The following is a 26,811-nucleotide window of genomic DNA, read 5'->3' on the forward strand; positions in this document are numbered from 1 at the left end:
TTGCATGTGTCGATCGTTCCCACGCTCTGCGTGGGAATGCCTCTACGGACGCTCCGCGTTCGGCTTTTGATGGGACGCAGAGCGTCCCGGGCTGCATTCCCACGCAGAGCGTGGGAACGATCAGTTGAAAGGGGAGATTATTTGCAGACCTTGGCGATAGCTTCCGCCAGCAGATCCAGGCGCGTTGCATCAATTCCCGCCACGTTCGCTCGGCCGGTGCCCACCATGTAAACACTGTGATGATCACGCAGCTGTTTGACTTGCTCAGGCGACAAACCGGTATAGGAAAACATCCCACGCTGCACGCCAATGTGCGCAAAGCGCTCACGCAAACCGTAAGCCTCCAGCGCTTCGAGCAAACCGCTGCGCAGTTGCGCGATACGTAAGCGCATGGTTTCCACTTCGTCGGCCCAGAGGTTTTTCAGTTCCGGGTCGCCGAGGATGGTCGCCACCACGGCAGCGCCGTGATCCGGCGGCGTCGACCACAGGTTGCGGGCGATGTTGGCCAGTTGGCTGCGGATGTCGGTCAGCTTGTCCGCGGATTTCGCGCAGACAATCAGCGCGCCGGTGCGGTCGCGGTACAGGCCGAAGTTCTTCGAGCAGGAGCTGGTGATCAAGACTTCCGGCAACTCGGCGGCAAACAGTCGAGTCGACCAGGCGTCCTGTTCCAGACCATCGCCGAAGCCCTGGTAGGCGAAATCGATCAGCGGCAGCAACTCGCGCCGACGCACCACGTCCAGCACCCGGCGCCAGTCATCATGGGACAGATCGAAGCCGGTCGGGTTGTGGCAGCAGGCGTGCAGCAGCACCACGTCGCCCTTGGGGGCTTCATTGAGCACGGCGAGCATGGCATCGACGTCGAGACGGTTGTCGCTGCCCACGTACGGGTAATGGCTGACCTTGACCTTGGCCGCGGCGAAAATGGTTTCGTGGATCGGCCAGGTCGGATTGCTCAGCCAGACGCCACGGCCCGGCAGGCACTGGGCGATGAAGTCCGCGCTCAAGCGCAACGCACCGGTGCCCCCCGGCGTCTGGGTGGCGCCAGCGCGTTGTTCGGCGATCAGTTTCGAGTCGGCGCCGAGCACCAACTCGTTGATGACCTTGCCGAAGGCCGGGTCGCCATGGCCGCCGATGTAGGTCTTGGTGGTCTGACGATCCACCAGTCGCGCCTCGGCGAGTTTCACGGCCTGGGGAATCGAGGTCAGGCCCTGGGCGTCTTTATAGACACCCACGCCGAGGTCGAATTTGCGCGGGTTGGGGTCCTGCGCATAGGCCTCCATCAGGCCGAGGATCGGGTCGCCGGGCACCCGGCCGATGGCGTCGAAATGCATTATTTGCGGCCCTCGGCGTCCTTGGCCACAACGTCCGTGCGCGCGGCCATGATGAAGTCGTTGCGGTGCAAACCCTTGATCGAGTGGCTCCACCAGGTCACGGTGACTTTGCCCCACTCGGTCAGCAGGCCTGGGTGGTGACCTTCGGCCTCGGAGATTTCGCCGACAGCGTTTGTGAACGCCAGGGCGTGTTTGAAGTTCTTGAACAGGAATACTTTTTCCAGCTGCATGATGCTGTCGCGCACTTCGATGTTCCAGTCCGGGATCTGCTTGATCAGGATCGGCAACTCTTCGTCGCTGACTTGTGGGGCGCCGGCTTGGCAGGCTTCGCAGTGAGCTTGGTTCAATGTGGACATGTTGAATTCCTGAAATCGAAAAAATGGAAATCGGTCGCCAGTGTTCTTACGCTAAAGCAAAGCGCAGATTCCTGACAGACTCACTTGATCGTAAAAGCAGCGGTTCAGGCAGCTTTTGGTTTTGGCGGAAATTTCGGTGCGTGCAGACCCATCTGCATCGCTTGCTTGACCATGCCCATGATGTCTTCGTGGGCCAGGTCGAACAGGCGCTTGAGGTTCGGCAGAACGAAATACAGCGGTTGCAGGATGTCGATGCGGTATGGCGTGCGCATGCATTCCAGCGGATTGAAAGCCTGATGCTCAGGTTCGTCCGACAGGCAGTACACCGTTTCTTTAGGTGAAGACAGGATACCGCCACCGTAGATGCGCTGGCCTTGCGGGGTGTCGAGCAGGCCGAATTCGATGGTCATCCAGTACAGGCGCGCCAGGTACACGCGTTCTTCCTTGGAAGCCTGCAGGCCAAGTTTGCCGTAGGTGTGGGTGAATTCAGCGAACCAGGGGTTGGTCAGCAATGGGCAGTGGCCGAAAATCTCGTGGAAAATGTCCGGCTCTTGCAGGTAATCCAGTTCTTCGCGGGTACGAATGAATGTAGCCACTGGAAACTGCTTGCTGGCGAGCAATTCAAAAAAGGTCTGGAAGGGGATCAGCGCCGGAACGCGGGCGACTTGCCAGCCGGTGGTTTCACCGAGGACCTTGTTGATCTCGCCCAGTTGCGGAATGCGGTCGTGGGGCAGGCCGAGTTTTTCGATACCGTCCAGGTATTCCTGGCACGCACGCCCTTCGATCACTTTCAGTTGGCGAGTGATCAGCGTGTTCCACACCGCGTGTTCTTCGGCGGTGTAGTCGATAAAACCTTGCGCATCGGGCTCGCGAGCCACGTATTGCGTCTGCTTCATGCTGCTCTCCTGCTAGGGGATTCGTTCTTGTTATGTACTGCTATGGACCTAGAAATACCCCATCAATTGCATCGTTGCAGCCGGTGAACCGCGTCTTGCGCGGGAAAATCGCTGCATAATCGTAAAGTTTTCGTTACGTAATAAGCGTCATCGCGCAGATGTTGAGATTGGCGGGTGGGAAAAGCCCTTCGTCTGTCACATAATCTTGACGACTAACTGAGCGCTCCTGCAGAAAAAATCCTGCCAAGGGCCTCTTCATTACTGTTCGGACGTCTATATGCGTATCAAAGTCCACTGCCAGAACCGCATCGGCATCCTGCGCGACATTCTCAACCTGTTGGTCGAGTACGGCATCAACGTCGCTCGAGGCGAGGTGGGGGGTGAGCATGGCAATGCCATTTACCTGCACTGTCCGAACCTGATCAACATTCAGTTCCAGGCGTTGCGTCCGAAATTCGAGGCGATTGCCGGGGTGTTCGGCGTCAAGCGCGTAGGGCTGATGCCCAGTGAGCGGCGGCACATGGAACTCAATGCGTTGCTCGGCGCGCTAGAGTTTCCGGTGCTGTCGATCGATATGGGTGGCTCGATCGTCGCGGCCAATCGCGCGGCGGCGCAGTTGCTGGGCGTGCGGGTGGATGAAGTGCCGGGGATTCCCTTGTCGCGCTATGCCGAAGATTTCGACTTGCCGGAGCTGGTGCGCGCCAACAAATCGCGGATCAACGGGCTGCGGGTCAAGGTCAAGGGCGATGTGTTCCTGGCCGACATCGCACCACTGCAATCGGAGCATGACGACAGCGAAGCCATGGCCGGGGCGGTGTTGACCCTGCATCGCGCCGACCGGGTGGGCGAGCGCATCTATAACGTACGCAAGCAGGAGTTGCGCGGCTTCGACAGCATCTTCCAAAGCTCCAAGGTGATGGCGGCGGTGGTGCGCGAAGCACGGCGCATGGCCCCGCTCGATGCACCGCTATTGATAGAAGGCGAAACCGGTACCGGTAAAGAGTTGTTGGCACGCGCCTGCCATTTGGCCAGCCCACGCGGGCAATCGCCGCTGATGGCGCTCAACTGCGCGGGTCTGCCGGAATCCATGGCCGAGACCGAGTTGTTCGGCTATGGCCCTGGTGCCTTCGAGGGAGCCCGGGCCGAGGGTAAGCTGGGGCTGTTGGAATTGACGGCGGGCGGTACGCTGTTTCTCGATGGTGTCGGGGAAATGAGCCCGCGCCTGCAGGTGAAACTGCTGCGCTTCCTGCAGGATGGCTGCTTCCGTCGCGTAGGCAGCGATGAAGAGGTTTACCTCGATGTGCGGGTGATCTGCGCGACCCAGGTCGACCTGTCCGAACTCTGTGCCCGTGGGGAGTTTCGCCAGGACTTGTATCACCGTTTGAACGTGCTGTCGTTGCACATCCCGCCACTGCGCGAATGCCTCGACGGCTTGACGCCGCTGGTGGAGCACTTCCTCGATCAGGCCAGTCGGCAGATCGGTTGCCCGCTGCCCAAACTTGCGCCAGCGGCCATGGACCGGCTCAGTCATTACCATTGGCCGGGCAACGTACGGCAGCTGGAAAACGTGCTGTTCCAGGCGGTTTCCCTGTGCGACGGCGGCACGGTCAAGGCCGAGCATATTCGCCTGCCGGACTATGGTGTGCGTCAGCCACTTGGCGATTTTTCGCTGGAGGGTGGGCTGGACGAGATTGTCGGGCGCTTTGAGAAAGCGGTGCTGGAGCGGTTGTATTCCGAGCATCCGAGCAGTCGGCAACTGGGCAAGCGGCTGGGGGTTTCGCATACCACCATTGCCAATAAGTTGCGGGACTATGAGGTGGGCAAGACTGAGTCTTAGCTGACATTAGCGGTGATCGTGCAGGCCTCTTCGCGAGCAGGCTCGCTCCCACAGGGATCTTCAGTGCGGCACAGATCCAATGTGGGAGCGAGCCTGCTCGCGAAGGCGGTGGTGGCCATTGCCCAAGGTCAACCCTTGCCACCAAACGGCATGACACCGCCGGTTTTTCGTCTCTGACACAATCCCCCATTCCCCTGTAATTCCCTCCAAGTCCTTTGTTTACCGGCCCTCGCGCCGCCAAAAACAACTTGGTCTGCAAATTGCTTATGCCACATCAGTACAGCATCGGGCGGCAAACGTCCGGCAGGCAGAGGAAAGCGCGTGGACAAGTACCTTTATGTGGCAATGACCGGTGCCAGCCAGAATGCACTGGCGCAAAAGGCTCATGCCAACAACCTGGCGAACATCTCTACCAGCGGCTTCCAGAAAGACCTGGAGCAGGCCCGCTCGATGCCGGTGTTCGGCGACAGCTTTCCGGCGCGTGCGTTTGCCCTGTCCGAACGCCCGGCCACCGATTTTTCCCCAGGCTCGTTGGTACAGACCGGTCGCGATCTCGATGTCGCCGTGCAAGGTAACGGCTGGCTGGCGGTGCAGAACCCTGATGGCGGCGAAAGCTACGTGCGTACCGGCAGCCTGGTGGTGGACGCCCTGGGCGTGCTGCGGGCTGGCAACGGCATGCCGGTGATCGGCAATGGCGGACCGATTGCCGTGCCGCCCGAGCAGCAGATCGAAGTGGGCGAGGATGGCACCATCAGCATTCGCGCGATGGGCGAAGGCCCGCGCGTCATGGCCGAAGTCGACCGCATCAAGCTGGTCAACCCGGACATCAAGAACATGACCAAGGGCCTGGACGGTTCGATCCACACCAAGGACGGGCAACCGGCGCAAGCCGATGCCAACGTCAAGCTGGTGTCCGGTTTCCTCGAGTCGAGCAACGTCAATGCGGTGGACGAGATGACTCAGGTGCTGGCCCTGTCGAAGCAGTTCGAGCTGCACATCAAGATGATGAATACCGCCAAAGAAGACGACCAGGCCATGGCTCGGGTCTTGCAGATCAGCTAATTATCAGAACGTCGCGCCGTAAAACAGGCGCACGAGGAGAATCGAATGCTTCCGGCTCTATGGGTTGCCAAAACCGGTCTGTCCGCCCAGGACACCAACCTGACCACTATTTCCAACAACCTGGCCAACGTCTCGACCACGGGTTTCAAGCGTGACCGCGCCGAGTTCCAGGACTTGCTGTACCAGATCAAGCGTCAGCCAGGCGCCCAGTCGACCCAGGACAGCGAACTGCCGTCGGGCCTGCAACTGGGTACCGGTGTGCGCATTGTCGGCACCCAGAAAAACTTCAACGCCGGCAGCCTGCAAACCACCGAGCAACCCCTGGACATGGCCATCGACGGTCGCGGCTTCTTCCAGATCCTGCAGCCGGACGGCACCACCTCCTACACCCGTGACGGTACCTTCCACCTGGACTCCAACGGCCAGATCGTCAACGCCAGCGGCTTTGCCCTGGAACCGGCGATCGTCATTCCGAACGACGCCCAGACCTTCACCGTGGGCAAGGATGGCACCGTGTCCATCACCGTCGCCGGCAACCCGGCTTCCCAGGTGATCGGCAACCTGCAGACCGCCGACTTCATCAACCCGGCCGGCCTGCAGGCCGTGGGCAACAACCTGTTCCTGGAAACCGCTGCCAGTGGCGCGCCGCAAGTCGGTACGCCGGGCCTGGCCGGTTTCGGTACCACGCTGCAGAACACCCTGGAAACCTCCAACGTCAGCACCGTTGAAGAGATGGTCAACATGATCACCACTCAGCGCGCCTACGAGATGAACTCCAAGGTGATCTCCACCGCGGACCAGATGCTCTCGTTCGTAACGCAGAATCTGTAATCAAGTCTTTGGGGCGGCCATGAGGTCGCCTGCAACACCGTGAGGTAGGGTCATGAAGCGCTTCGTCTCTGTTCTGGCATTGAGTGGGATTACCGCGCTCGCAGGCTGCGTGCCTGTGCCGCCCAAGCCCAATGACCCTTACTACGCCCCGGTGTTGCCGCGCACACCGCTGCCGGCTGCCGCCAACAACGGCTCGATCTACCAGGCCGGTTTCGAGCAGAACCTGTACAGCGACCGCAAGGCGTTCCGGGTCGGTGACATCATCACCATCACCCTGAACGAGAAGACCCAGGCCAGCAAGAACGCCAACTCGCAAATCGACAAGACCAGCAAGACCGGCATCGGCCTGACCTCGCTGTTCGGTAGCAGCGCGACCACCAACAACCCGTTTGGCAGCAATGACCTGAGCCTGAGCGCCAGCTATGAAGGCGACCGCGCGACCAAGGGCGACAGCAAGGCCGGGCAGGGCAACAGCCTCACCGGTTCGATTACCGTGACGGTGGCCGATGTCTTGCCCAATGGCATCATCGCCGTGCGCGGCGAGAAGTGGCTGACCCTCAATACCGGCGACGAACTGGTACGGATTGCCGGCATGGTGCGGGCTGACGATATCTCCACCGATAACACCGTGTCGTCGACCCGGGTCGCCGATGCGCGCATCACCTACTCGGGCACAGGTTCCTTTGCCGATGCGAGTCAGCCAGGCTGGTTCGACCGTTTCTTCCTCAGCCCGCTGTTCCCTTTCTAGGTGGCTTTCCAGTTGAGCATGTTGAATTTCAAACACCTCATGGTGGCCGCGTTTTTGATGTCGGCAGCCTTCAACGCTCAAGCCGAGCGCCTGAAGGACATCGCCAGTATTTCCGGCGTGCGCTCCAACCAATTGATCGGCTACGGCTTGGTGGTCGGGCTCAATGGCACCGGCGACCAGACGACGCAAACCCCGTTCACCCTGCAGACCTTCAACAACATGCTCTCGCAGTTCGGCATCAAGGTGCCGCCGGGCTCGGGCAACGTGCAGTTGAAGAACGTCGCGGCGGTCTCGATCAGTGCCGACTTGCCGGCGTTCGCCAAGCCGGGGCAGCAGGTCGACATCACCGTTTCGTCCATCGGTAACTCCAAGAGCCTGCGCGGCGGCACCTTGCTGCTGACGCCACTCAAGGGTATCGACGGCAACGTCTATGCGGTGGCCCAGGGCAACCTGGTGGTCGGCGGTTTCGATGCCGAGGGTCGCGACGGCTCGAAGATCACGGTCAACGTTCCTTCGGCCGGCCGCATCCCGGGCGGTGCCTCGGTCGAGCGAGCAGTGCCGAGCGGTTTCAACCAGGGCAACAGCCTGACCCTGAACCTCAACCGTTCCGACTTCACCACGGCCAAGCGCATCGTCGACAAGATCAACGACATGCTCGGTCCTGGCGTGGCCCAGGCCATCGACGGCGGATCGGTGCGCGTCACGGCGCCGCTGGATCCGAGCCAGCGTGTCGATTATCTGTCGATCCTGGAAAACCTCGAAATCGATCCGGGGCAGGCGGTGGCCAAAGTCATTATCAACTCGCGCACCGGCACCATCGTGATCGGCCAGAACGTCAAGGTTTCCCCGGCCGCCGTCACCCACGGCAGCCTGACCGTGACCATCACCGAAGACCCGATCGTCAGCCAGCCTGGCGCTCTCTCCAATGGTCAGACGGCGGTCGTACCGCGCTCGCGGGTTAACGCCGAGCAGGAAGCCAAGCCGATGTTCAAGTTCGGCCCGGGTACCACCCTCGACGAAATCGTGCGTGCGGTGAACCAGGTCGGCGCGGCACCGGGCGACCTGATGGCCATCCTTGAAGCACTGAAACAGGCCGGCGCCTTGCAAGCCGACCTGATTGTGATCTGAGGACGGCGACCATGGACATGAACAAGAGCGGTCGGGTCAGCAGCAGCGATTCAGGTGCGTTTTCCGACCTGAACCGGCTGAACCAGCTCAAGGTCGGCGACAAGAACAGCGACGCCAACATGCGCAAGGTGGCGCAGGAATTCGAGTCGCTGTTCCTCGGCGAGATGCTCAAGTCGATGCGTTCGGCCACCGAGTCGCTGGGCAAGGACAATCCGATGAACACCGCGGAGGCCAAGCAATACCAGGAAATGTACGACCAGCAGCTGGCGGTTTCGATGTCCCGCGAGGGCGGCGGTATCGGCCTGGCGGATGTGCTGATGCGGCAGATGTCGAAGAACAAGCCGCTGGCGCCGGGTGAAGCGGCAACGCTGTCGGCGGCCAAGCAGGAGGCGGCGAAAGCGGCCGCGCAGACACCGGTGGCCGCTGGCACGGTGGCGATCAACGGGCCACTGTCGCGGGTCAATGGCGAGCGTCCATTGTGGGCTTCGCGTGCGGTCAGTGCGCCGACAGGCGAGGGCGCGCATCGCAATGACATGGCGCTGATCAATCAGCGGCGCCTGGCCTTGCCGCCGAAACTGGCCGACCGCTTGCTTGCGGGCCTGGTGCCTTCCGCCACGCTGAGCAGCGCTGGCGCGGTCAACAAGGCGCCATTGCCCGAGCGCGTCGCGAGCACCGGTTCCGGGCCCTTGTACAACGGCGACTGGCTGGCGAATGCCCAGGCAGCAGAGAGCGGGTCCTTGCAGATTCATGGTCGCGCCATTGCGCAAATCCCCTTGGCGCCAGCGAAGAAAGCCTTCAGCTCCGCCGACGAATTCGTCAACACCATGCTGCCGATGGCCAAGGAAGCGGCCGATCGCATTGGTGTCGATCCGCGTTACCTGGTGGCCCAGGCCGCCCTGGAAACCGGTTGGGGCAAGTCGGTCATGCGTGCCCAGGACGGCAGCAGCAGCCACAACCTGTTCGGCATCAAGGCCGGCAGCAGCTGGAAGGGCGATTCGGCGCGGGCGATCACCAGCGAATTCAGGAATGGCGAGATGGTCAAGGAGACGGCCGAGTTCCGTTCCTACGACTCCTACAAGGACAGCTTTCATGACCTTGTAACGCTGCTGCAATCGAACAATCGCTATCAAGATGTCGTGAAGTCGGCCGATAACCCCGAACAGTTTGTACGCGAGTTGCAAAAGGCCGGTTACGCAACCGACCCGAACTACGCCAGCAAGATTTCGCAGATAGCCAAGCAGATGACGAGTTATCAGAACTACGCTGCGGCGGGCGTTTCCACCACGCCTATATAGACATAAGGGTCTGAACCATGAGTTTGCTCAACATCGGGATGTCGGGGCTCAATGCCAGCCAGGTTTCACTGGCGACCGTCGGCAACAACATTGCCAATGCCAACACGGCCGGCTATTCACGTCAGCAGACCAATCAGGTGAGCAATGCGTCGAACCCGTATGGCGGCGTTTTCATCGGCAGCGGTACAACCCTGGCCGATGTGCGTCGGGTCTATAACGCCTATCTCGATAACCAGTTGCAAACCTCCACATCGCTGAGCAGTGACGCCAACGCCTACCTCGATCAGGTAAACCCGCTCGACAAGCTTTTCTCCGACAAGACCACGGGGATCAGTGCGGTGTTGAGCAGCTTCTTCTCTTCGGTCCAGACGGCCGCCGGTACACCGAGCGACACCGCCGCCCGGCAACTGCTGCTGACTAACGCGCAAACCCTGAGTAACCGCTTCAACGCCCTGGCGACGCAAATGGCGCAACAGAACGAGGGGATCAACAGTCAGTTGACGACATTGACCGGGCAGGTCAACCAGCTGACGTCGTCAATTGCTTCGTTGAACCAGCAGATTGCCCAGGCCAGCAGTTCTTCCGGCAGTGGCCCGAACAACTTGCTCGATGCCCGCAATGAAGCGGTCCGCTCGCTCAACGAATTGGTGGGTGTCACGGTCCAGGAGCAGAACGGCAGTTACAACGTCTCTTTGGGGAACGGCCAGCCCCTGGTGTTGGGCAACACATCGAACACCCTCTCGACCGCCCGCACCGGCATCGACAAAAGCCAGCTGAATATTCAGCTCAACTCGCCGTCTAAAAGCAGTGACGTCACCTCTGTCATCAGCGGCGGCAAGATCGGTGGCCTGTTGCGTTATCGCGACGATGTGCTGGTACCGGCGCAGAATGACCTGGGCCGCACCGCCCTGGTGATGGCTGACAAGATCAATAGCCAATTGGGCCAAGGGCTCGACGCCAACGGCGAGTTTGGCGCTTCGCTGTTCTCCAACATCAACAGTGCCGCCGCGATCAGCCAGCGCAGCCTGGGGTCGTCGAACAACAGTGCAGGTTCAGGCAATCTGGATGTCACGATTACCAATTCCAGTGCGCTGACCACGTTCGATTACGCGGTGACCTTCACTGCGGCCGACAAGTACACGGTCAAGCGTTCCGACGGCAAGGACATGGGCTCTTTCGACCTGTCGCCGGCAGCAGAAATCGATGGTTTCAAGCTTGATCTGAACGGCGGCGGTCTTAGCGCGGGTGATTCGTTCAAGGTGATCCCGACTCGCAACGCCGCGAGTTCCATCAAGACCCAGATGACCGACTCGAACAAGCTCGCTTTTGCCGGCCCGCTGGTTGCGACCAGCAGCACGAGCAATGGCGGAACCGGCGCATTGACCCCTCCGGTGCTGTCCACCCCGTTGGATATCTATGGTGGTGCCGATCTGGCCGCGCTGCAGGCAGGCATCAAGGACTCGATGCCGGTGACCCTGGCCTTCAAGGATGCGGCCGGTGGTAGTCAAGCCTATGAAGTGTTCAACGCGAAAGGGCAGAGCATCGGCACGGGCACCATCGTCCCCGGCCAAAGCAATGACCTGACCATCAATGTGCCGATGCTTGACGCGTCAGGCGCTCCGATCCCCGGCAAGTCGTTTTCGTTCAATACGACGGTCAGTGGCTCGCCGTCGAAGAATGACAAGTACGAAGTCGCGTTCAACGCGGACGGCAAGAAGGACAACAGCAACGCCAATCAGCTGTTGGCTTTGCAAACCAAGGCAACGGTGGGTGTGACGGGCGGCAACGCCGGGATGAGCATGACCACCGCCTACAGCCGTCTGGTCGAACAGGTGGGCGCCAAGGCCAGCCAGGCCCTGGGTGACAGTACGGCCAGTGGCGCGATTCTGTCCCGGGCCAAATCCGAAGTCGCGTCGGTCTCCCAAGTCAACCTGGACGACGAAGCCGCCGACCTGGTCAAGTTCCAGCAGTACTACACCGCGTCGTCGCAGATTATCAAGGCCGCGCAAGAAACCTTCAGCACGCTGATCAACAGTCTTTAAGGGAGTCTTCGACGATGCGAATTTCTACAGCCCAGTACTTTGAGACGAGTGCGGCCAAGTATCAGAATAATTTTTCCTCGATCGTCAAGACTCAGGAGCAGATCACTTCGGGCGTGCGTATTCAGAGTGCCGGTGATGATCCTGTTGGCGCTGCAAAGTTGCTGATGTTGCAACAGCAGAAAGACTTGCTGGGGCAGTACAGCACCAACATGGGCAGTATCAAGAGTTCGCTGACCAACCAGGAAAGCGTGCTGGACAGCGTCAACACTGCGTTGCAGCGTGCTCGTGAGTTGGCGCTTCAGGCGGGTAATGGTGGTATCAATGATGCTGATCGAAAATCCATCGCCAGCGAGATAGGCGAGATTGAACAGCAAGTCCTGGGTTTGCTCAACAGCAAGGACTCGTCGGGCAACTACATGTTTGCTGGCTCGAAAACCTCTATACCGCCCTATGTGCGTAACAACGACGGCACCTACACCTATCAGGGTGACGACACGCAGTTGAGCCTGCAGGTGTCGGACACCTTGTCCATGGCCACCAACGATACCGGTAAAAGCATTCTTGAATCGGCGACGAACTCGGGGCGCACCCAGGCGGTCCTCGATCCGTCGAAGCCCAATGACGGTACCGTTTCCGTGTCTGCTGGCCTGGTGCAGTCGAATGCGGCCTACATCAAGAAATTTGCCGCTGGAGAGCCCTACGAACTGAAGTTTGTAGACAGCACTCATTACACCATCGCCGACAAGGACGGTAACGATGTCACGAGCGAGGTGTCTGGAAATGGCACATTCGATTCGAGTAAAGAGGGTGGCTCGACTATCAGTCTGCGGGGGGTGGAGTTCGACATTTCTTTGCGACTCAAGGCGCCGGTGGATCCGGTGACCACGCTGCCAATGACCCCTGATCAAGAGGTCAAGGATCACATCTTTTCCCTGGGCACCAAGCCTGACAGCTTCAACGCATCACGCACACCGAGCAACGGTTCGACGGCTCAGATCACCGGGTCCGGCGTCGATAACCAGGCAGACTACGTCAACGGGTTTCCCAACAGCGGCGTGGTTATCAAATTCACCGATGCCAGCAATTATCAGATCTATGCCCAGCCAATGGGCGCAGACAGCAAGGCAATCGGTGGGGGCGCAATGGCCGGTGGCTCGATCACGTTCGCGGGCGTGAAGCTTGATTTTACCGGTGCCCCGCAAGCGGACGATCAGTTCGTGGTGGGGGCCAGTAGCCACCAGACGCAAAGTGCCCTGGACACTTTGAGTCAGTTACGCCAAGCGTTGGAAACACCCGCCGATGGCAATGTTCTGGCACAGGTCAAGCTGAAGGACTCGGTGAATGCGGCGATCAGTAACCTTTCCAATGCCAGTGAGCAGGTCGATATCGTTCGCGGCACAATAGGTGCGCGATTGAACGCCATTGATATCCAGAGCGCCGAAAACGTCAGCATGGGCCTGGCTAACACCAGTACCCAGGCGGCTATTGGTGATACTGATGTCTCAAAGGCATCTATCGACCTGGCGTTCCAGCAATCGCTGTTGCAGGCCTCGCAACTGGCCTTTGTGAAAATTGCCCAGCTGAGCTTGTTCAACAAACTCTGATCCCCTCTCGACTGCCGGTATCTGCGATGCCGGCAGTGTCTCGTTTGCCTGCAATCGTGTTTCTTGACTCACTCAAATATTTTTTTCGTCATCCTGTGGGCGGCTGATCGCTTGTTTGTGGGTGGATGTTTGCTGCCAGCCACGCATAATGCGTGACCTGCGAGTCATAAAGCGCATCTTCACTGTATTGTGTCAAAAAGGATGGGCAGGGGCTGCACCCTTGCCGGGCGTGTTTTCAGGGTTTCTGGAGCGTCAGTGCCGTATTTTTTTCGCTCGGTGAAATCCAGTATTGTCGTACCTCTCGGTCATGCGAGCGGTGATCTCCAGCTATTTAGTATTGGGAAGCCACAATGATTGGCATAAAAAGCATTGCCAGCTACGTGCCAGCGAGTGGGCTGGATAACTATGCTCAGGGCGCAAAATTCGAGAAGGATGAAGAATTCATCCTCGGGAAAATCGGTTCGGCGTTCCTGCCGCGCAAGGACGCAGAACAGGAAACCTCAGACCTGTGTGTCGAAGCGGCCAATGCGTTGTTCGCCAACAACCCTCAGCTCGACCGTCAATCCATCGACGTGCTGATCGTCGTCACCCAGAACGGTGACGAAGAGGGCCTGCCGCACACTTCGGCTATCGTCCAGGACAAACTTGGCCTGTCGACCAACGTCGCCGCTTTCGACATCTCCCTGGGTTGCTCCGGTTACGTCTACGGTATCTATGCAATCAAGGGCTTCATGGAAGCTGCCGGGCTGAAAAATGGCCTGCTGATCACCGCAGACCCGTATTCGAAAATCGTCGACCCGGAAGATCGCAACACCACCATGCTGTTCGGCGATGCCGCCACCGCCACCTGGATGGGCGAAGACGCCATCTGGCAGCTGGGCAAGGCCAAGTTCGGCACCGACGGCTCCGGTGCTCCGCATCTGAAGGTGACTGACGGCGTGTTCTTCATGAACGGGCGTCAGGTGTTCAACTTCGCCCTGCTCAAAGTGCCGGCGCATTTGCACGAATTGCTCAATCAGTCAGGCCTCACGTCCCAGGACATCGATGCCTTCTGCATTCACCAAGGCAGTGCGGCCATCGTCGATGCAGTGGCGCGCCGCTTTGAAAGCGAGCCGGAGAAGTTCATCAAGGACATGGTCGAGACCGGCAATACCGTGTCGTCGAGCATCCCGCTGTTGCTGGAAAAGCACATGTTCGACTCCAGCTGGAAGCGTGTAGCGATCAGTGGATTTGGTGTGGGCCTGTCTTGGGCCTCGGCGCTGATCCATCGCACCTGACGCGTCAGTTTAGTAACGCCAAAAAAACGCCCATGGCCGCAAGGTCATGGGCGTTTTTGCATTTTGGGCGTGGACTCAACGCCTTGAAATGCAAGGGATGGCACGGTGCTAGTAAAAATATTCAAAAAAGCGCTCAAGCAACCTGCTTTCACGACGATAACTATTACGAAGGTTCTCTAGGCCACACCCGGCGGTTGCCAGGGCCGGAAGCCGCAGCACCCAACCAACGAGGAATTCGTCATGTCGTTATCCGTAAACACTAACATCACCTCCCTGGGCGTTCAGAAAAACCTGAACAAGGCTTCCGACGCTCTGAGCACCTCGATGAGCCGTCTGTCTTCCGGCCTGAAAATCAACAGCGCCAAAGACGACGCTGCCGGCCTGCAAATCGCCAACCGTCTGACCAGCCAGATCAAAGGTCTGTCGGTTGCTGTCAAAAACGCCAACGACGGTATTTCCATCGCTCAGACCGCTGAAGGCGCAATGCAAGAATCGACCAGTATTCTGCAGCGTATGCGCGAACTGGCCCTGCAGTCGGCGAACGGTTCGAACAGCGACGATGACCGTACTTCTCTGCAGCAAGAATTCACTGCTCTGTCGGGAGAACTGACCCGTATTTCCACCAGCACCACTTTCGGTGGTCGTAACCTGCTGGACGGTTCCTTCTCGAATACGTCGTTCCAGATCGGTTCGAGCGCTAACGAAACCATTTCTTTCGGTATGGGGAATGTGAGCGCCACTGGATTGAAGGGTACTTACAGTGAAGCGAATATCAAGAGCGACTTGACTGACCTGTCAGCATCGGTAACCAGTAACGTTGTTCAGTTTCCTCCTGTTGCCGCCGCCACTCCTGCTGTTTCTCGCGTTGAAACAGGTACTGCGTTCACTGGCGGTACCGCCGGTAGTTTTGACGTTAACGGTACAACGGTGACATTGTTGGGTACTGAAGCAGATGCTGATGCTGCGGCCACCTTAATCAATTCGACTCTCTTGGCTGATGGCAACACCACGCTTACTGCAGATGGTAGCTCCGGCTCTCTTGTTTTTACCGATACAGCGGGTACTGACGTTGTTATTGGCGGTACCCCTGACGCATCCTACGGTCTTACTCTGTCTACTACCACTGTAGGCAGCCCAGCGGTGCCTGCAAGTACGGGCACAGAGTTGGGCGCAGTTACTCAAATTAACATTAATGGTCAGAACGTTAATTTCACCGCTACTGATGATTTGGCAGATATCAAAGCTGCGATCGATCTAGCCAACACTGCCCAAAATACTGGTGTGACTGCTACCATCGCCAATGGTCGTATTGAGTTGAATTCGACTGATGGTAAAGCGATCCAACTTGCTAATGGTACTGGCACCGGTGGTGCAGGTGGTTTGGCTAAACTTGGCCTTTCCAGCGGAACAACTCAAGCGAAGTTGATCGACGCGACCTCTATCAGCATCAATGGCTCGGAAGTTAAATTCAGCGCTGGCTCGACCATGGAAGACATCGTTTCGACCATCAATAGCGCAAGCACTGGCGTGTCTGCCAGCAAAAATGCTGACAACACTCTGCAGCTGTTCTCTGATTCCGACATTACTATTGCTGAGGGTAGTGGTGGTGTTGGTTTGGCGACTCTGGGCCTCACTGCCGCCGCTACTGCAGTCACCGAAGCAACTACCATGGAAACCACCGTTGCTGACCTCAGCATCCTGGATCCTTCGACCGCTCAACAGGCGATCCAGGCTTTGGACGGTGCAATCCAGCAAGTTGATAGCCAGCGTGCTCAGCTTGGTGCTGTACAAAACCGTTTCGACAGTACCGTTTCCAACCTGCAAAGCATCTCGGAAAACTCTTCCGCTGCTCGTAGCCGTGTCCAAGATGCTGACTTCGCTTCCGAAACCGCAGAGCTGACCAAGCAACAAACCCTGCAGCAGGCATCCACCGCGATCCTGTCCCAGGCCAACCAACTGCCATCGGCTGTACTGAAACTGCTTCAGTAATCCCAGCGTCCGGTCAGTGAAAAAGAAGGGCGCGTTTAACGCGCCCTTTTATTCATTCCGTTGATTTTTCATTTGAGGTGATGGCAATGGAAATGAGTGTCAATTTGAATCAGTCCCCGCCTGTAAATACGCAGCAGGGCGCAGCCAGCGCAAAACCGTCGCCGCAATCGGCCGATGCGAGTGCAGTGGCACCGATGGACCAGCCCAAGCGGGCAGAATTAGAGCAAGCGGTGACCGATATTCGAGAGTTTGTGCAGACCAGTAAGCGCAATCTGGATTTCTCGATTGATGACTCGACCGGCAGGGTTGTAGTCAAGGTGATCGCGACAGAAAGCGGTGAAGTCATCCGCCAGCTGCCTTCAGAAGCGGCTTTGAAATTGGCAGCAAGTTTGAGTGATGCCAGCAGTCTTCTATTTGACGCAAGAGTTTGATCTGGCACGTGTTTTGATGATGGCTGTTATGGGTGAATTGTTCGTCAAGAACATGGCGACCGGCCGGTAAGGAGAGAAGGTATGGCAAGTTCGACGGTAAGTGGCATTGGCTCGGGAATCGATACCCAGAGCATCGTCAAGGCTTTGGTAGATGCCGAAAAAGCGCCAAAGCAGGCTCAGATCGACAAGCAGACCACTTCGACCAGCACCACGCTGTCTGGTCTCTCGATGATTAAAAGTGCGCTCGACACTTACCGCGCAGCGATTGCCAAGCTCAACACGGCCTCCGCTTTCGGTAGCATTTCCGGTGCGTCTTCCGATGATAAAATCGCCAAGACAACGGTCACTGATACGGCTACCAATGGTACTTATGCCCTCGAAGTCACCAAGCTGGCCACGGCATCAAAGGTTTCTACCGCCGTATTTGCGGGAGGGGCGTCGAGCGTGGTCAATAGCGGTACGGAATCGACGACGCTGACCATTTCCCAGTCAAATTCTGAATATAGTGTCAGCATCGAACCTGGTGCGACTCTGCAAGAGACCCGTGACGCCATTAATTCCCAGCTCAAGTCGAAAAACATCAGCGCCAACATACTGACCGATGCCAATGGTTCCCGGCTGGTATTGAGTTCCGGGACGACCGGCAAGGGCACGGATTTGACCCTCAGTGGTGCTGAGGAGCTGACCAAGGACTACATAGTCACCACGGTTCCGCAGAACGCCGAATACACACTGGATAATGTGAAGATGGAGTCGGCCTCCAACTCAATCTCTTCAGTGCTCAGCGGGGTCAATCTGGAGCTGATTACAGAGGGCAAATCCACCATCACTGTGTCGACCAGTACCGCGCAGTTGAAGACGTCTGCACAAGCATTCGTCACGGCTTATAACGCACTGATGACCGCTATCAATGCCCAGACCAAGGTCACTTCCACCGCGACCGCGACCGGCGGCGCTGCGACCACGGGCGGTGCGCTCACCGGTGATGCCACGATGCGCAGCCTGGTGACTTCCGTGCGCAATGAATTGGTGGGAGGAGAGGCAGGCTCAGGAGCCAGTGGGCTGAGCATGCTGTCCCAGCTAGGTATCAACACCGACAAAAGTACGGGCCTGCTGGCGATTGACGATGCGAAGTGGGATAAGGGGGTGAAGGCTTTTGGTTCCGAAGTAGCCGAGTTGTTCACCGGCAAGGACGGCATCATCAAGCGCATGACCAGCGCGACCGATATTTACGCGAAATCCGGTGGTGTGCTGGCTCAGCGCCAGACGAGCCTGACCGATAGCCTGAATTCACTTAAGGTAGATCAGGAAGACTTGAATCGTCGAATTGCCAACCTGCAAACCACGTTGACCGCCAAGTACACGGCCATGGATACCCTGGTGGCGCAGTTGAACGCCTCGTCCAAGAGCATCATGACCACGCTCAATGCATTGAACAAGACAAGCGACGATTGACGCTAGCAAGGTGGAAAAACCCGGGCGTCTTTATCCTGCGCTCCGGGTTTTTTTCATTTTGTAAGGCTGGTGCTGATTAAAGTTTTTTCCAGCCAGGTCGATAGCCCGTCATAGCAGATGAATGCCAGATAATCGTTTTTTCAAGGAGTCAGACATGAACCCCATGAGAGCCCTTCGCCAGTACCAAAGTGTCAACTCGCACGCGCAGATTTCCGAAGCAAGTCCCCATCGTCTGGTGCAAATGCTGATGGAGGGCGGTCTCGATCGTATGGCCCAGGCCAAGGGTGCTCTGGAGCGTGGCGACATTGCGCAAAAGGGCCTGATGATCGGCAAGGCTGTCGATATCATCGGTGGTTTGCGCGAAGGCATCGATGCCGAAAGGGCCAAGGAAGATGAGTCCCTGCAGCAGCTTGATAGCCTCTATGGCTATATGATTCAACGTTTGACCAACGCCAATCTGAAGAATGACCCGCAGATAATCGACGAAGTGATGGGGCTGTTGGTTACCGTCAAAAGCGGTTGGGATGCGATTGCCGATCAACAAGCTGTCTAGTTTGAGGATGACGCCATGAGTCAAGCACTGCAACGGATTGAACAAACCCGCGAAGCGCTCATCGATGCACTGGCGGAGCGTAACTGGGACGCGATCGGTGAACTGGATTCAGCCTGCCGCGAATGCGTCGACGAGGTGCTCACCGAAGCACCCATCGACGAAGAAGCGCTGCGCACCAATCTGGAAAGTCTGCTGGCGGTGTACAAAGATTTATTGACGGTAACGATGGGCGAGCGTCAGGCAATAGTCGATGAGATGTCGCAGATCAACCAAGCGAAGAGCGCGGCAAAGGTTTACCATCTGTTTGGTTAATTAATATCTGGTTAATCCGAGCTTATTGCGCCATAAATTTGACTGTGAACGGTTTTTTGACTTTACTAGTGGCTGTTTCCAGATTTCAGGCGTCTACAGGCATTAACAGTCTGCAAGCGTCTAGCTTGCCCACTCATTTCGGGCACCGGGTTGACTAGGGAAGTTACGATTGCATGTGGCGTGAAACCAAAATTCTGCTGATCGATGACGATAGCGTTCGCCGCCGCGACCTGGCGGTGATTTTAAATTTTCTCGGTGAAGAAAATTTACCCTGCGGTAGCCACGACTGGCAGCAGGCTGTCGTCTCTCTGTCGTCTAGTCGTGAAGTGATCTGCGTCCTCATCGGGACGGTCAATGCTCCGGGTTCGCTTCAGGGCTTGTTAAAGACACTCTCGACATGGGATGAGTTCCTTCCGATTTTGCTGATGGGCGATAATTCTTCCATCGACCTGCCGGAAGACCAGCGTCGCCGAGTACTTTCGACCCTCGAAATGCCACCCAGCTACAGCAAGTTGCTCGATTCGCTGCACCGTGCCCAGGTCTATCGCGAGATGTACGACCAGGCCCGTGAGCGCGGTCGGCATCGCGAACCTAATCTGTTCCGCAGCCTCGTCGGCACCAGCCGGGCGATCCAGCATGTGCGCCAGATGATGCAGCAGGTGGCCGACACCGATGCCAGCGTGCTGATCCTCGGTGAGTCCGGGACAGGCAAGGAAGTGGTCGCGCGTAACCTGCATTACCACTCCAAGCGCCGCGAGGCACCGTTCGTGCCGGTCAATTGCGGAGCGATTCCGGCCGAGCTGCTGGAAAGCGAATTGTTCGGCCATGAGAAGGGCGCGTTCACCGGGGCGATCACCAGTCGCGCCGGGCGTTTCGAGCTGGCCAATGGCGGCACGCTGTTCCTCGACGAAATCGGCGACATGCCGCTGCCGATGCAGGTCAAACTGCTGCGCGTATTGCAAGAGCGTACGTTCGAGCGCGTGGGCAGCAACAAGACCCAGAGCGTCGATGTGCGCATCATCGCGGCGACCCACAAGAATCTCGAGAGCATGATCGAGATCGGCACCTTCCGCGAAGACCTGTACTACCGCCTGAACGTGTTCCCGATCGAGATGGCGCCCCTGCGTGAGCGTGTCGAAGACATTCCGTTGCTGATGAACGAGTTGATCTCGCGCATGGAGCACGAGAAGCGCGGCTCGATCCGCTTCAACTCCGCGGCCATCATGTCGCTGTGCCGTCACGGCTGGCCGGGCAACGTCCGTGAGCTGGCCAACCTGGTGGAGCGCATGGCGATCATGCATCCGTACGGGGTGATCGGCGTGGTCGAGCTGCCGAAGAAATTTCGCTACGTCGACGATGAAGACGAGCAACTGGTCGACACCCTGCGCAGCGATCTCGAAGAGCGTGTGGCAATCAATGGCCATACCCCGGACTTCACCACCCATGCCATGCTGCCACCTGAAGGCCTGGACCTGAAGGATTACCTTGGTGGCCTGGAGCAAGGCCTGATCCAGCAAGCGCTGGATGATGCCAATGGCATTGTCGCGCGCGCCGCCGAACGCCTGCGGATCCGCCGCACCACGCTGGTGGAAAAAATGCGCAAGTACGGTATGAGTCGTCGTGATGGAGATGAACAGGCGGATGATTGACGCCTGTTTTTCAACCTCTTCATTTTCAAGTAGTTTTTTTTAGGCACGGGTATTGCTATAGCCCTCGCAACGTTCCGTTTAACTGACGGTCAGCCAAGCGAGAGAGCACCATGCCCCCATCCGCCCAGATGTCTCACAGCATGCTTGAAGCCCGGGTAACCGAGCTCAAGGGTGAGTTGGCGGTGGTCAGCGCTCAGCGCATGCAGGAGCTGGCGGAGAAAGAACGCCTGGCCAATCGCCTGCAACATCTGCTCGACCTTTTGCCCGGTGGCGTCATCGTCATCGACGCCCAGGGTATCGTGCGCGAAGCCAACCCGGCGGCGTGCGAAATGCTTGGCCTACCTCTCGAAGGTGAACTGTGGCGGCAGGTCATTGCCCGTTGCTTTGCCCCCCGTGAAGACGACGGTCATGAAGTCTCCCTCAAGGATGGTCGGCGCCTGTCGATTGCCACGCGTTCGCTGGATGCGGAACCTGGGCAACTGGTGCTGCTCAACGACCTGACCGAAACCCGACACCTGCAAGATCAACTGGCACGCCACGAACGCCTGTCTTCCCTGGGGCGCATGGTGGCGTCGTTGGCGCATCAGATTCGCACGCCATTATCCGCGGCCTTGCTCTACGCCAGTCACTTGACCGAGCAGGCGCTGCCGGTTGCCACCCAGCAACGTTTCGCCGGCCGGCTCAAGGAACGCTTGCATGAGCTGGAACATCAAGTGCGCGACATGCTGGTGTTTGCGCGCGGCGAGCTGCCATTGACCGACCGCGTGACGCCGGCGCAGCTGATGCAATCACTGCAAGCGGCGGCGCTAACGCATGTGCAGGACCTGCCGATTCGCTGGCAATGCGACAGTCATGTCGGTGAACTCCTGTGCAATCGCGACACCCTGGTCGGTGCGATCCTCAATCTGATCGAGAACGCCATTCAGGCCAGTGCCGCTGATGTGCGCTTGAAGGTGCATCTGTATACCCGTGGCAATCACCTGCGGTTGTGCGTCAGCGATAGCGGCAGCGGTATCGACGGCGCTGTGCTGGCGCGTCTGGGGGAGCCGTTCTTTACCACCAAGACCACCGGCACCGGTCTCGGCCTGACCGTGGTCAAGGCTGTCGCGAGGGCACACCAAGGCGAGTTGCGCTTGCGCTCGCGGATCGGTCGCGGCACCTGTGCGCAGGTGCTGTTGCCGCTTTTTGTCAGTGACAAAAGCAGCGCCCAGGGAGTGGAGTGAAGGTCATGGCTATCAAGGTTCTACTGGTCGAGGATGATCGCGCTTTGCGCGAAGCGCTGGCAGACACGCTGTTGCTTGCCGGCCACGATTACAAGGCCGTGGCTTCGGCGCAGGAAGCCCTGGAGGTTGCGGGAACCGAGGCGTTCAATCTGGTGGTGAGCGACGTCAACATGCCGGGCATGGATGGTCATCAATTGCTCGGTTTGCTGCGGGTGCGACAGCCGCAACTGCCAGTGTTGCTGATGACGGCGCACGGTGCCGTCGAGCGCGCGGTGGATGCGATGCGCCAAGGGGCCGTGGATTATCTGGTCAAACCGTTCGAGCCCAAGGCGCTGCTCGACCTGGTCGCGCGGCATGCGCTGGGCAGTGTCGGCAGCACCGATCGCGAAGGGCCCGTGGCGTTCGAGCCGGCCAGTGCGCAGTTGCTGGAATTGGCCGCGCGGGTGGCGCGCAGTGATTCCACGGTGCTGATCTCCGGGGAATCCGGCACGGGCAAGGAAGTGCTGGCGCGCTACATTCACCAGCACTCCCACCGCGCCAGTCAGCCTTTCATTGCGATCAACTGCGCGGCGATTCCGGACAACATGCTGGAGGCCACGCTCTTTGGTCACGAAAAGGGCTCGTTCACCGGTGCCATCGCGGCGCAGCCCGGCAAGTTCGAACAGGCCGATGGCGGGACGATCCTGCTCGATGAAATTTCCGAAATGCCCCTGGGTCTGCAGGCCAAATTGCTGCGGGTGCTGCAAGAGCGCGAGGTTGAGCGAGTCGGTGCGCGCAGGCCGATAGCCCTGGATATCCGCGTGGTCGCGACCACCAACCGGGATCTGGCGGGTGAGGTGGCAGCGGGGCGTTTTCGTGAAGACCTGTACTATCGCCTGTCGGTTTTCCCGCTGGCCTGGCGGCCCTTGCGCGAGCGCACCGCCGATATCCTGCCGCTGGCCGAGCGACTCTTGGCCAGGCACGTCAATAAAATGAAGCATGCCGCGGCGAGACTGTCCCCCGCGGCCCAGGCGTGCCTGATCGCCTATCCGTGGCCGGGCAATGTGCGTGAGCTGGACAATGCGCTGCAGCGCGCGCTGATCCTGCAGCAGGGCGGCATGATCGAGCCGCAGGATTTCTGCCTGAGCGGGCCGATCGCTTGCGCGCCGTTGCCGCCATTGGCGCCCGCACCGGCACCAGTGCGGGTGGTCGAGGCCGAGTCTGGCGGGGCGCTGGGCGACGATCTGCGGCGCCGTGAGTTCCAGATGATCATCGACACCTTGCGCACCGAGCGCGGTCGCCGCAAAGAGGCCGCCGAGCGCCTGGGCATCAGCCCGCGCACCTTGCGCTACAAGCTGGCGCAGATGCGCGATGCCGGAATGGACGTGGAAGCCTTTTTGTTTGCCACCTGACCGCTGGCCTGCACCTGGCCCTTGTAGGAGCGAGCATGCTCGCGATGGAGGCACAAGCGCCGCGGGAAGTCAGACAGCCAGCGTTTTCGTTGACGACCATCGTCGGAACGCCGCCCGGAGCATGCTCGCTCCTACGGGATTGCGTCGGGATCAGAGAGCTTTTGTCTGAGGTGGTCATGGAGCTGGCACCCTTGTTGCTAACACCTCGTTACCCGCTGAGTGAGCGTCAAAAAATTGCGGGCCGCCAGAGAGAGTAGAGCATGAGCCAAGGTATTGAATTCAATCGATTGATGCTGGATATGCGCGCCATGCAAATGGACGCCATGTCTGCGCCGAAATCGACTGCCGCCGTCCCTGAACTGAATGGCAGCAGCTTTGCCGACATGCTCGGTCAGGCCGTCAACAAGGTCAACGATACCCAGCAGGCTTCATCGGCGTTGGCCAATGCCTTCGAGATCGGCAAGAGCGGCGTCGACCTGACGGACGTGATGATTTCCTCGCAAAAGGCCAGCGTGTCTTTCCAGGCACTGACCCAGGTGCGCAACAAGCTGGTTCAGGCTTACCAAGACATCATGCAGATGCCGGTTTAAGGACGAGATTGAGTCATGGCAGATGCTGACAATGTTCCGGCCAAGGCCAATTCCATAGACGGCAAGCCACCGCTGTTCGGATTGTCCTTCCTGGAAAACCTCTCCGAGATGACCATGTTGCGTCAGGTGGGCCTGTTGGTCGGCCTGGCCGCGAGTGTGGCGATTGGCTTTGCCGTGGTGTTGTGGTCCCAGCAGCCGGACTACCGTCCGCTGTACGGCAGCCTTGCCGGCATGGACGCCAAGCAGGTCATGGATACCCTGGCCGCCGCCGATATTGCCTATACCGTCGAACCCAATTCCGGAGCCTTGCTGGTCAAGGCCGAAGACCTGTCCCGTGCGCGTCTCAAGCTCGCGGGCGCTGGTGTCACTCCCAGCGATGGCAATATCGGTTTTGAAATCCTCGACAAGGAACAGGGCCTGGGCACCAGTCAGTTTATGGAAGCGACTCGTTATCGTCGCGGCCTGGAAGGCGAGCTGGCGCGCACCATTTCCAGCCTGAACAATGTCAAGGGTGCCCGGGTGCACCTGGCGATCCCGAAAAGTTCGGTGTTCGTGCGCGACGAGCGCAAGCCGAGTGCTTCGGTGTTGGTAGAGCTGTATTCCGGACGTTCGCTGGAGCCGGGCCAGGTCGTGGCCATCATCAATCTGGTGGCCACCAGTGTTCCCGAACTCAGCAAATCGCAGATCACCGTCGTCGACCAGAAAGGCAACCTGCTCTCCGATCAGGCGGAAAATTCCGAACTGACCATGGCCGGCAAGCAATTCGATTACAGCCGCCGCATGGAGAGCATGCTCACCCAGCGCGTGCACAACATTCTGCAACCGGTGCTGGGCAACGACCGCTACAAAGCCGAAGTCTCGGCCGATGTCGACTTCAGCGCCGTCGAGTCCACCTCGGAGCAATTCAACCCGGATCAGCCGGCGTTGCGCAGCGAGCAGTCGGTCAACGAACAACGTACCACCAGCAACGGCCCGCAAGGTGTGCCGGGTGCCCTGAGCAACCAGCCACCGTCGCCAGCCTCGGCGCCGCAAACCACCGGTGGCGCCACCGCATCGGCCGGTATGGTGCAGCCCGGTCAGCCATTGCTCGACGCCAACGGCCAGCAAGTCATGGACCCGGCCACCGGCCAGCCAATGCTCGCACCGTATCCTGCGGACAAGCGTCAGCAATCGACCAAGAACTTCGAGCTGGACCGCTCCATCAGCCACACCAAGCAACAGCAGGGCCGATTGAATCGCCTGTCGGTATCGGTGGTGGTCGATGATCAGGTCAAGATCAACCCGGCCAACGGTGAAACCACGCGTGCGCCGTGGAGCGCCGATGAGTTGGCACGTTTTACCCGCCTGGTTCAGGATGCGGTCGGTTTCGACGCCAGCCGTGGCGACAGCGTCAGCGTGATCAACATGCCGTTCTCCGCCGAGCGCGGTGAAGTGATTGCCGATATTGCGTTCTACTCCCAGCCGTGGTTCTGGGACATCGTCAAGCAGCTGTTGGGCGTCCTGTTCATTCTGGTGCTGGTGTTCGGTGTGCTGCGTCCCGTGCTCAACAACATCACTGGGGGCGGCAAAGGCAAGCAACTGGCAGGCATCGGCAGCGACGCCGAGCTGGGTGGCATGGGCGGCCTGGACGGCGAGCTGGCCAACGACCGGATCAGCCTCGGTGGCCCGACCAGCATCTTGCTGCCGAGCCCGAGCGAAGGCTATGACGCGCAGTTGAACGCCATCAAGAGTCTGGTGGCAGAAGACCCGGGTCGTGTCGCCCAGGTCGTGAAAGAGTGGATTAACGCAGATGAGTGATAACCGAGCCATTGCCGCCAAACTGAGCAAGGTCGACAAAGCCGCGATCCTGCTGCTGTCGCTGGGCTCAACCGATGCTGCCCAGGTGCTGCGCCACATGGGGCCCAAAGAGGTCCAGCGTGTCGGCGTGGCCATGGCGCAGATGGGTAACGTGCACCGCGAGCAGGTCGAGCAGGTGATGAGCGAGTTCGTCGAAACCGTCGGCGACCAGACCAGCCTGGGCGTTGGTTCCGATGACTATGTGCGCAAAATGCTCACCCAGGCCCTGGGCGAAGACAAGGCCAACGGCCTGATCGATCGCATCCTGCTGGGCGGCAATACCAGCGGCCTGGACAGCCTGAAGTGGATGGAGCCGCGCGCGGTCGCCGACGTGATTCGATACGAGCACCCACAGATCCAGGCGATCGTGGTGGCGTATCTCGATCCGGATCAAGCCGGTGAAGTGCTGGGCAACTTCGACCACAAGGTGCGCCTGGATATCATCCTGCGGGTTTCCTCGCTGAACACCGTGCAGCCCGCGGCCCTCAAGGAACTCAACCAGATTCTCGAGAAGCAGTTCTCCGGCAATTCCAATGCTTCGCGCACCAACCTGGGCGGTATCAAGCGCGCGGCAGACATCATGAACTTCCTCGACAGCTCGATCGAAGGCCAGCTCATGGACTCGATCCGCGAAGTCGATGAAGACCTGTCCGGTCAGATCGAAGACCTCATGTTCGTGTTCAACAACCTGGCCGATGTCGACGACCGCGGTATCCAGGCGTTGCTGCGTGAAGTGTCCTCCGACGTGCTGGTGCTGGCCCTCAAGGGCTCGGATGAAAACGTCAAGGAGAAGATCTTCAAGAACATGTCCAAGCGGGCGGCCGAACTGTTGCGCGACGATCTCGAGGCCAAGGGCCCGGTGCGCGTCAGCGATGTGGAAACCGCGCAGAAAGAAATCCTCACCATTGCCCGTCGCATGGCCGAAGCGGGCGAAATCGTGCTCGGCGGCAAGGGCGGCGAGGAAATGATCTGACA

The 26,811-nt window shown here is 59.0% G+C and carries 22 protein-coding genes and 1 pseudogene; 20 read left to right on the plus strand and 3 right to left on the minus strand.

The genetic code is table 11. From position 1 onward, the window contains the following. Window positions 1-137 precede the first annotated feature (137 nt). From ACA058_RS07585 to phhA, 3 genes are all read right to left on the minus strand, one after another. A complete protein-coding gene (locus tag ACA058_RS07585) occupies window positions 138-1,331 on the minus strand; it encodes an amino acid aminotransferase (protein ID WP_497638543.1) in 1,194 nt (397 codons plus the stop codon). Next, the gene (locus ACA058_RS07590) at window positions 1,331-1,687 is read right to left on the minus strand and encodes a 4a-hydroxytetrahydrobiopterin dehydratase (protein WP_497638544.1); all 357 of its coding nucleotides are present in this window, start codon (window positions 1,685-1,687) and stop codon (window positions 1,331-1,333) included. Before ACA058_RS07590 ends, ACA058_RS07585 begins: the two co-directional genes overlap by 1 nt. A 104-nt stretch (window positions 1,688-1,791) precedes the next feature. After that, complete coding sequence (gene phhA, locus ACA058_RS07595) at window positions 1,792-2,583, minus strand: phenylalanine 4-monooxygenase (RefSeq protein ID WP_180202866.1); 792 nt, start codon at window positions 2,581-2,583, stop codon at window positions 1,792-1,794. 277 nt (window positions 2,584-2,860) lie between these two features. Between phhA and ACA058_RS07600 the strand changes: the two genes are divergently transcribed. The 20 genes and pseudogenes from ACA058_RS07600 (at window position 2,861) to fliG (ending at window position 26,809) form a co-directional block, all read left to right on the plus strand. Further along, entirely contained in the window at window positions 2,861-4,420 is a 1,560-nt protein-coding gene (locus ACA058_RS07600; protein ID WP_020796934.1) for a sigma-54-dependent phenylalanine hydroxylase transcriptional regulator PhhR, read from the plus strand. 321 nt (window positions 4,421-4,741) lie between these two features. Continuing rightward, a complete protein-coding gene (locus ACA058_RS07605) occupies window positions 4,742-5,482 on the plus strand; it encodes a flagellar basal body rod protein FlgF (protein WP_274074833.1) in 741 nt (246 codons plus the stop codon). A gap of 45 nt (window positions 5,483-5,527) precedes the next feature. Then, window positions 5,528-6,313, plus strand: a complete 786-nt coding sequence (gene flgG / locus ACA058_RS07610) for a flagellar basal-body rod protein FlgG (protein ID WP_008055493.1) — start codon at window positions 5,528-5,530, stop codon at window positions 6,311-6,313. A gap of 52 nt (window positions 6,314-6,365) precedes the next feature. Then, the gene (gene flgH / locus ACA058_RS07615; RefSeq protein ID WP_497638545.1) at window positions 6,366-7,061 is read left to right on the plus strand and encodes a flagellar basal body L-ring protein FlgH; all 696 of its coding nucleotides are present in this window, start codon (window positions 6,366-6,368) and stop codon (window positions 7,059-7,061) included. An 18-nt stretch (window positions 7,062-7,079) separates the two neighbouring features. Beyond that, the gene (locus ACA058_RS07620) at window positions 7,080-8,189 is read left to right on the plus strand and encodes a flagellar basal body P-ring protein FlgI (RefSeq protein WP_497639877.1); all 1,110 of its coding nucleotides are present in this window, start codon (window positions 7,080-7,082) and stop codon (window positions 8,187-8,189) included. A gap of 11 nt (window positions 8,190-8,200) precedes the next feature. Beyond that, the gene (gene flgJ, locus ACA058_RS07625) at window positions 8,201-9,484 is read left to right on the plus strand and encodes a flagellar assembly peptidoglycan hydrolase FlgJ (protein ID WP_497638546.1); all 1,284 of its coding nucleotides are present in this window, start codon (window positions 8,201-8,203) and stop codon (window positions 9,482-9,484) included. 17 nt (window positions 9,485-9,501) lie between these two features. Further along, on the plus strand, window positions 9,502-11,526 hold the full coding sequence (gene flgK / locus ACA058_RS07630) for a flagellar hook-associated protein FlgK (protein ID WP_497638547.1): 2,025 nt from the start codon (window positions 9,502-9,504) through the stop codon (window positions 11,524-11,526). Between the two features lie 14 nt (window positions 11,527-11,540). Next, window positions 11,541-13,130, plus strand: coding sequence for a flagellar hook-associated protein 3 (locus ACA058_RS07635; RefSeq protein WP_497638548.1), 1,590 nt, complete (start codon window positions 11,541-11,543; stop codon window positions 13,128-13,130). A 350-nt stretch (window positions 13,131-13,480) separates the two neighbouring features. Continuing rightward, window positions 13,481-14,407: a ketoacyl-ACP synthase III gene (locus tag ACA058_RS07640; RefSeq protein WP_497638549.1), complete on the plus strand. Its 927-nt coding sequence runs from the start codon at window positions 13,481-13,483 to the stop codon at window positions 14,405-14,407. 240 nt (window positions 14,408-14,647) lie between these two features. Beyond that, window positions 14,648-16,396, plus strand: a complete 1,749-nt coding sequence (locus tag ACA058_RS07645; protein WP_497638550.1) for a flagellin N-terminal helical domain-containing protein — start codon at window positions 14,648-14,650, stop codon at window positions 16,394-16,396. A gap of 86 nt (window positions 16,397-16,482) precedes the next feature. Continuing rightward, the gene (locus ACA058_RS07650) at window positions 16,483-16,827 is read left to right on the plus strand and encodes a flagellar protein FlaG (protein ID WP_497638551.1); all 345 of its coding nucleotides are present in this window, start codon (window positions 16,483-16,485) and stop codon (window positions 16,825-16,827) included. 81 nt (window positions 16,828-16,908) lie between these two features. Further along, window positions 16,909-18,282, plus strand: coding sequence for a flagellar filament capping protein FliD (fliD, locus tag ACA058_RS07655; RefSeq protein ID WP_497638552.1), 1,374 nt, complete (start codon window positions 16,909-16,911; stop codon window positions 18,280-18,282). 154 nt (window positions 18,283-18,436) lie between these two features. Then, window positions 18,437-18,835, plus strand: coding sequence for a flagellar export chaperone FliS (gene fliS, locus ACA058_RS07660; protein WP_497638553.1), 399 nt, complete (start codon window positions 18,437-18,439; stop codon window positions 18,833-18,835). Window positions 18,836-18,850: 15 nt separating this feature from the next. After that, the gene (fliT, locus tag ACA058_RS07665) at window positions 18,851-19,147 is read left to right on the plus strand and encodes a flagellar protein FliT (RefSeq protein ID WP_497638554.1); all 297 of its coding nucleotides are present in this window, start codon (window positions 18,851-18,853) and stop codon (window positions 19,145-19,147) included. 173 nt (window positions 19,148-19,320) lie between these two features. Further along, window positions 19,321-20,796, plus strand: coding sequence for a sigma-54 dependent transcriptional regulator (locus ACA058_RS07670; RefSeq protein WP_110746134.1), 1,476 nt, complete (start codon window positions 19,321-19,323; stop codon window positions 20,794-20,796). Window positions 20,797-20,927: 131 nt separating this feature from the next. Further along, window positions 20,928-22,019 (plus strand): annotated as a pseudogene (locus ACA058_RS07675) (sensor histidine kinase); the annotation flags it as partial. 5 nt (window positions 22,020-22,024) lie between these two features. Beyond that, complete coding sequence (locus ACA058_RS07680) at window positions 22,025-23,410, plus strand: sigma-54-dependent transcriptional regulator (protein ID WP_497638555.1); 1,386 nt, start codon at window positions 22,025-22,027, stop codon at window positions 23,408-23,410. Between the two features lie 260 nt (window positions 23,411-23,670). Further along, entirely contained in the window at window positions 23,671-24,000 is a 330-nt protein-coding gene (gene fliE / locus ACA058_RS07685; protein WP_401309156.1) for a flagellar hook-basal body complex protein FliE, read from the plus strand. Between the two features lie 15 nt (window positions 24,001-24,015). Further along, entirely contained in the window at window positions 24,016-25,797 is a 1,782-nt protein-coding gene (gene fliF / locus ACA058_RS07690) for a flagellar basal-body MS-ring/collar protein FliF (RefSeq protein WP_497638556.1), read from the plus strand. Then, entirely contained in the window at window positions 25,790-26,809 is a 1,020-nt protein-coding gene (gene fliG, locus ACA058_RS07695; protein WP_497638557.1) for a flagellar motor switch protein FliG, read from the plus strand. The genes fliF and fliG overlap by 8 nt, the downstream gene beginning before the upstream one ends. The last annotated feature ends 2 nt before the right edge of the window (window positions 26,810-26,811 follow it).

Source organism: Pseudomonas sp. LBUM1649, assembly GCF_059716155.1.

Bases quoted from the DNA above. Each gene is read 5' to 3' on its own strand.
- ACA058_RS07585 (WP_497638543.1), bottom strand. From the start codon at position 1,331: ATGCATTTCGACGCCATCGGCCGGGTGCCCGGCGACCCGATCCTCGGC.
- ACA058_RS07590 (WP_497638544.1), bottom strand. From the start codon at position 1,687: ATGTCCACATTGAACCAAGCTCACTGCGAAGCCTGCCAAGCCGGCGCC.
- phhA (WP_180202866.1), bottom strand. From the start codon at position 2,583: ATGAAGCAGACGCAATACGTGGCTCGCGAGCCCGATGCGCAAGGTTTT.
- ACA058_RS07600 (WP_020796934.1), top strand. From the start codon at position 2,861: ATGCGTATCAAAGTCCACTGCCAGAACCGCATCGGCATCCTGCGCGAC.
- flgG (WP_008055493.1), top strand. From the start codon at position 5,528: ATGCTTCCGGCTCTATGGGTTGCCAAAACCGGTCTGTCCGCCCAGGAC.
- flgH (WP_497638545.1), top strand. From the start codon at position 6,366: ATGAAGCGCTTCGTCTCTGTTCTGGCATTGAGTGGGATTACCGCGCTC.
- ACA058_RS07620 (WP_497639877.1), top strand. From the start codon at position 7,080: ATGTTGAATTTCAAACACCTCATGGTGGCCGCGTTTTTGATGTCGGCA.
- flgJ (WP_497638546.1), top strand. From the start codon at position 8,201: ATGGACATGAACAAGAGCGGTCGGGTCAGCAGCAGCGATTCAGGTGCG.
- flgK (WP_497638547.1), top strand. From the start codon at position 9,502: ATGAGTTTGCTCAACATCGGGATGTCGGGGCTCAATGCCAGCCAGGTT.
- ACA058_RS07635 (WP_497638548.1), top strand. From the start codon at position 11,541: ATGCGAATTTCTACAGCCCAGTACTTTGAGACGAGTGCGGCCAAGTAT.
- ACA058_RS07640 (WP_497638549.1), top strand. From the start codon at position 13,481: ATGATTGGCATAAAAAGCATTGCCAGCTACGTGCCAGCGAGTGGGCTG.
- ACA058_RS07645 (WP_497638550.1), top strand. From the start codon at position 14,648: ATGTCGTTATCCGTAAACACTAACATCACCTCCCTGGGCGTTCAGAAA.
- ACA058_RS07650 (WP_497638551.1), top strand. From the start codon at position 16,483: ATGGAAATGAGTGTCAATTTGAATCAGTCCCCGCCTGTAAATACGCAG.
- fliD (WP_497638552.1), top strand. From the start codon at position 16,909: ATGGCAAGTTCGACGGTAAGTGGCATTGGCTCGGGAATCGATACCCAG.
- fliS (WP_497638553.1), top strand. From the start codon at position 18,437: ATGAACCCCATGAGAGCCCTTCGCCAGTACCAAAGTGTCAACTCGCAC.
- fliT (WP_497638554.1), top strand. From the start codon at position 18,851: ATGAGTCAAGCACTGCAACGGATTGAACAAACCCGCGAAGCGCTCATC.
- ACA058_RS07670 (WP_110746134.1), top strand. From the start codon at position 19,321: ATGTGGCGTGAAACCAAAATTCTGCTGATCGATGACGATAGCGTTCGC.
- ACA058_RS07680 (WP_497638555.1), top strand. From the start codon at position 22,025: ATGGCTATCAAGGTTCTACTGGTCGAGGATGATCGCGCTTTGCGCGAA.
- fliE (WP_401309156.1), top strand. From the start codon at position 23,671: ATGAGCCAAGGTATTGAATTCAATCGATTGATGCTGGATATGCGCGCC.
- fliF (WP_497638556.1), top strand. From the start codon at position 24,016: ATGGCAGATGCTGACAATGTTCCGGCCAAGGCCAATTCCATAGACGGC.
- fliG (WP_497638557.1), top strand. From the start codon at position 25,790: ATGAGTGATAACCGAGCCATTGCCGCCAAACTGAGCAAGGTCGACAAA.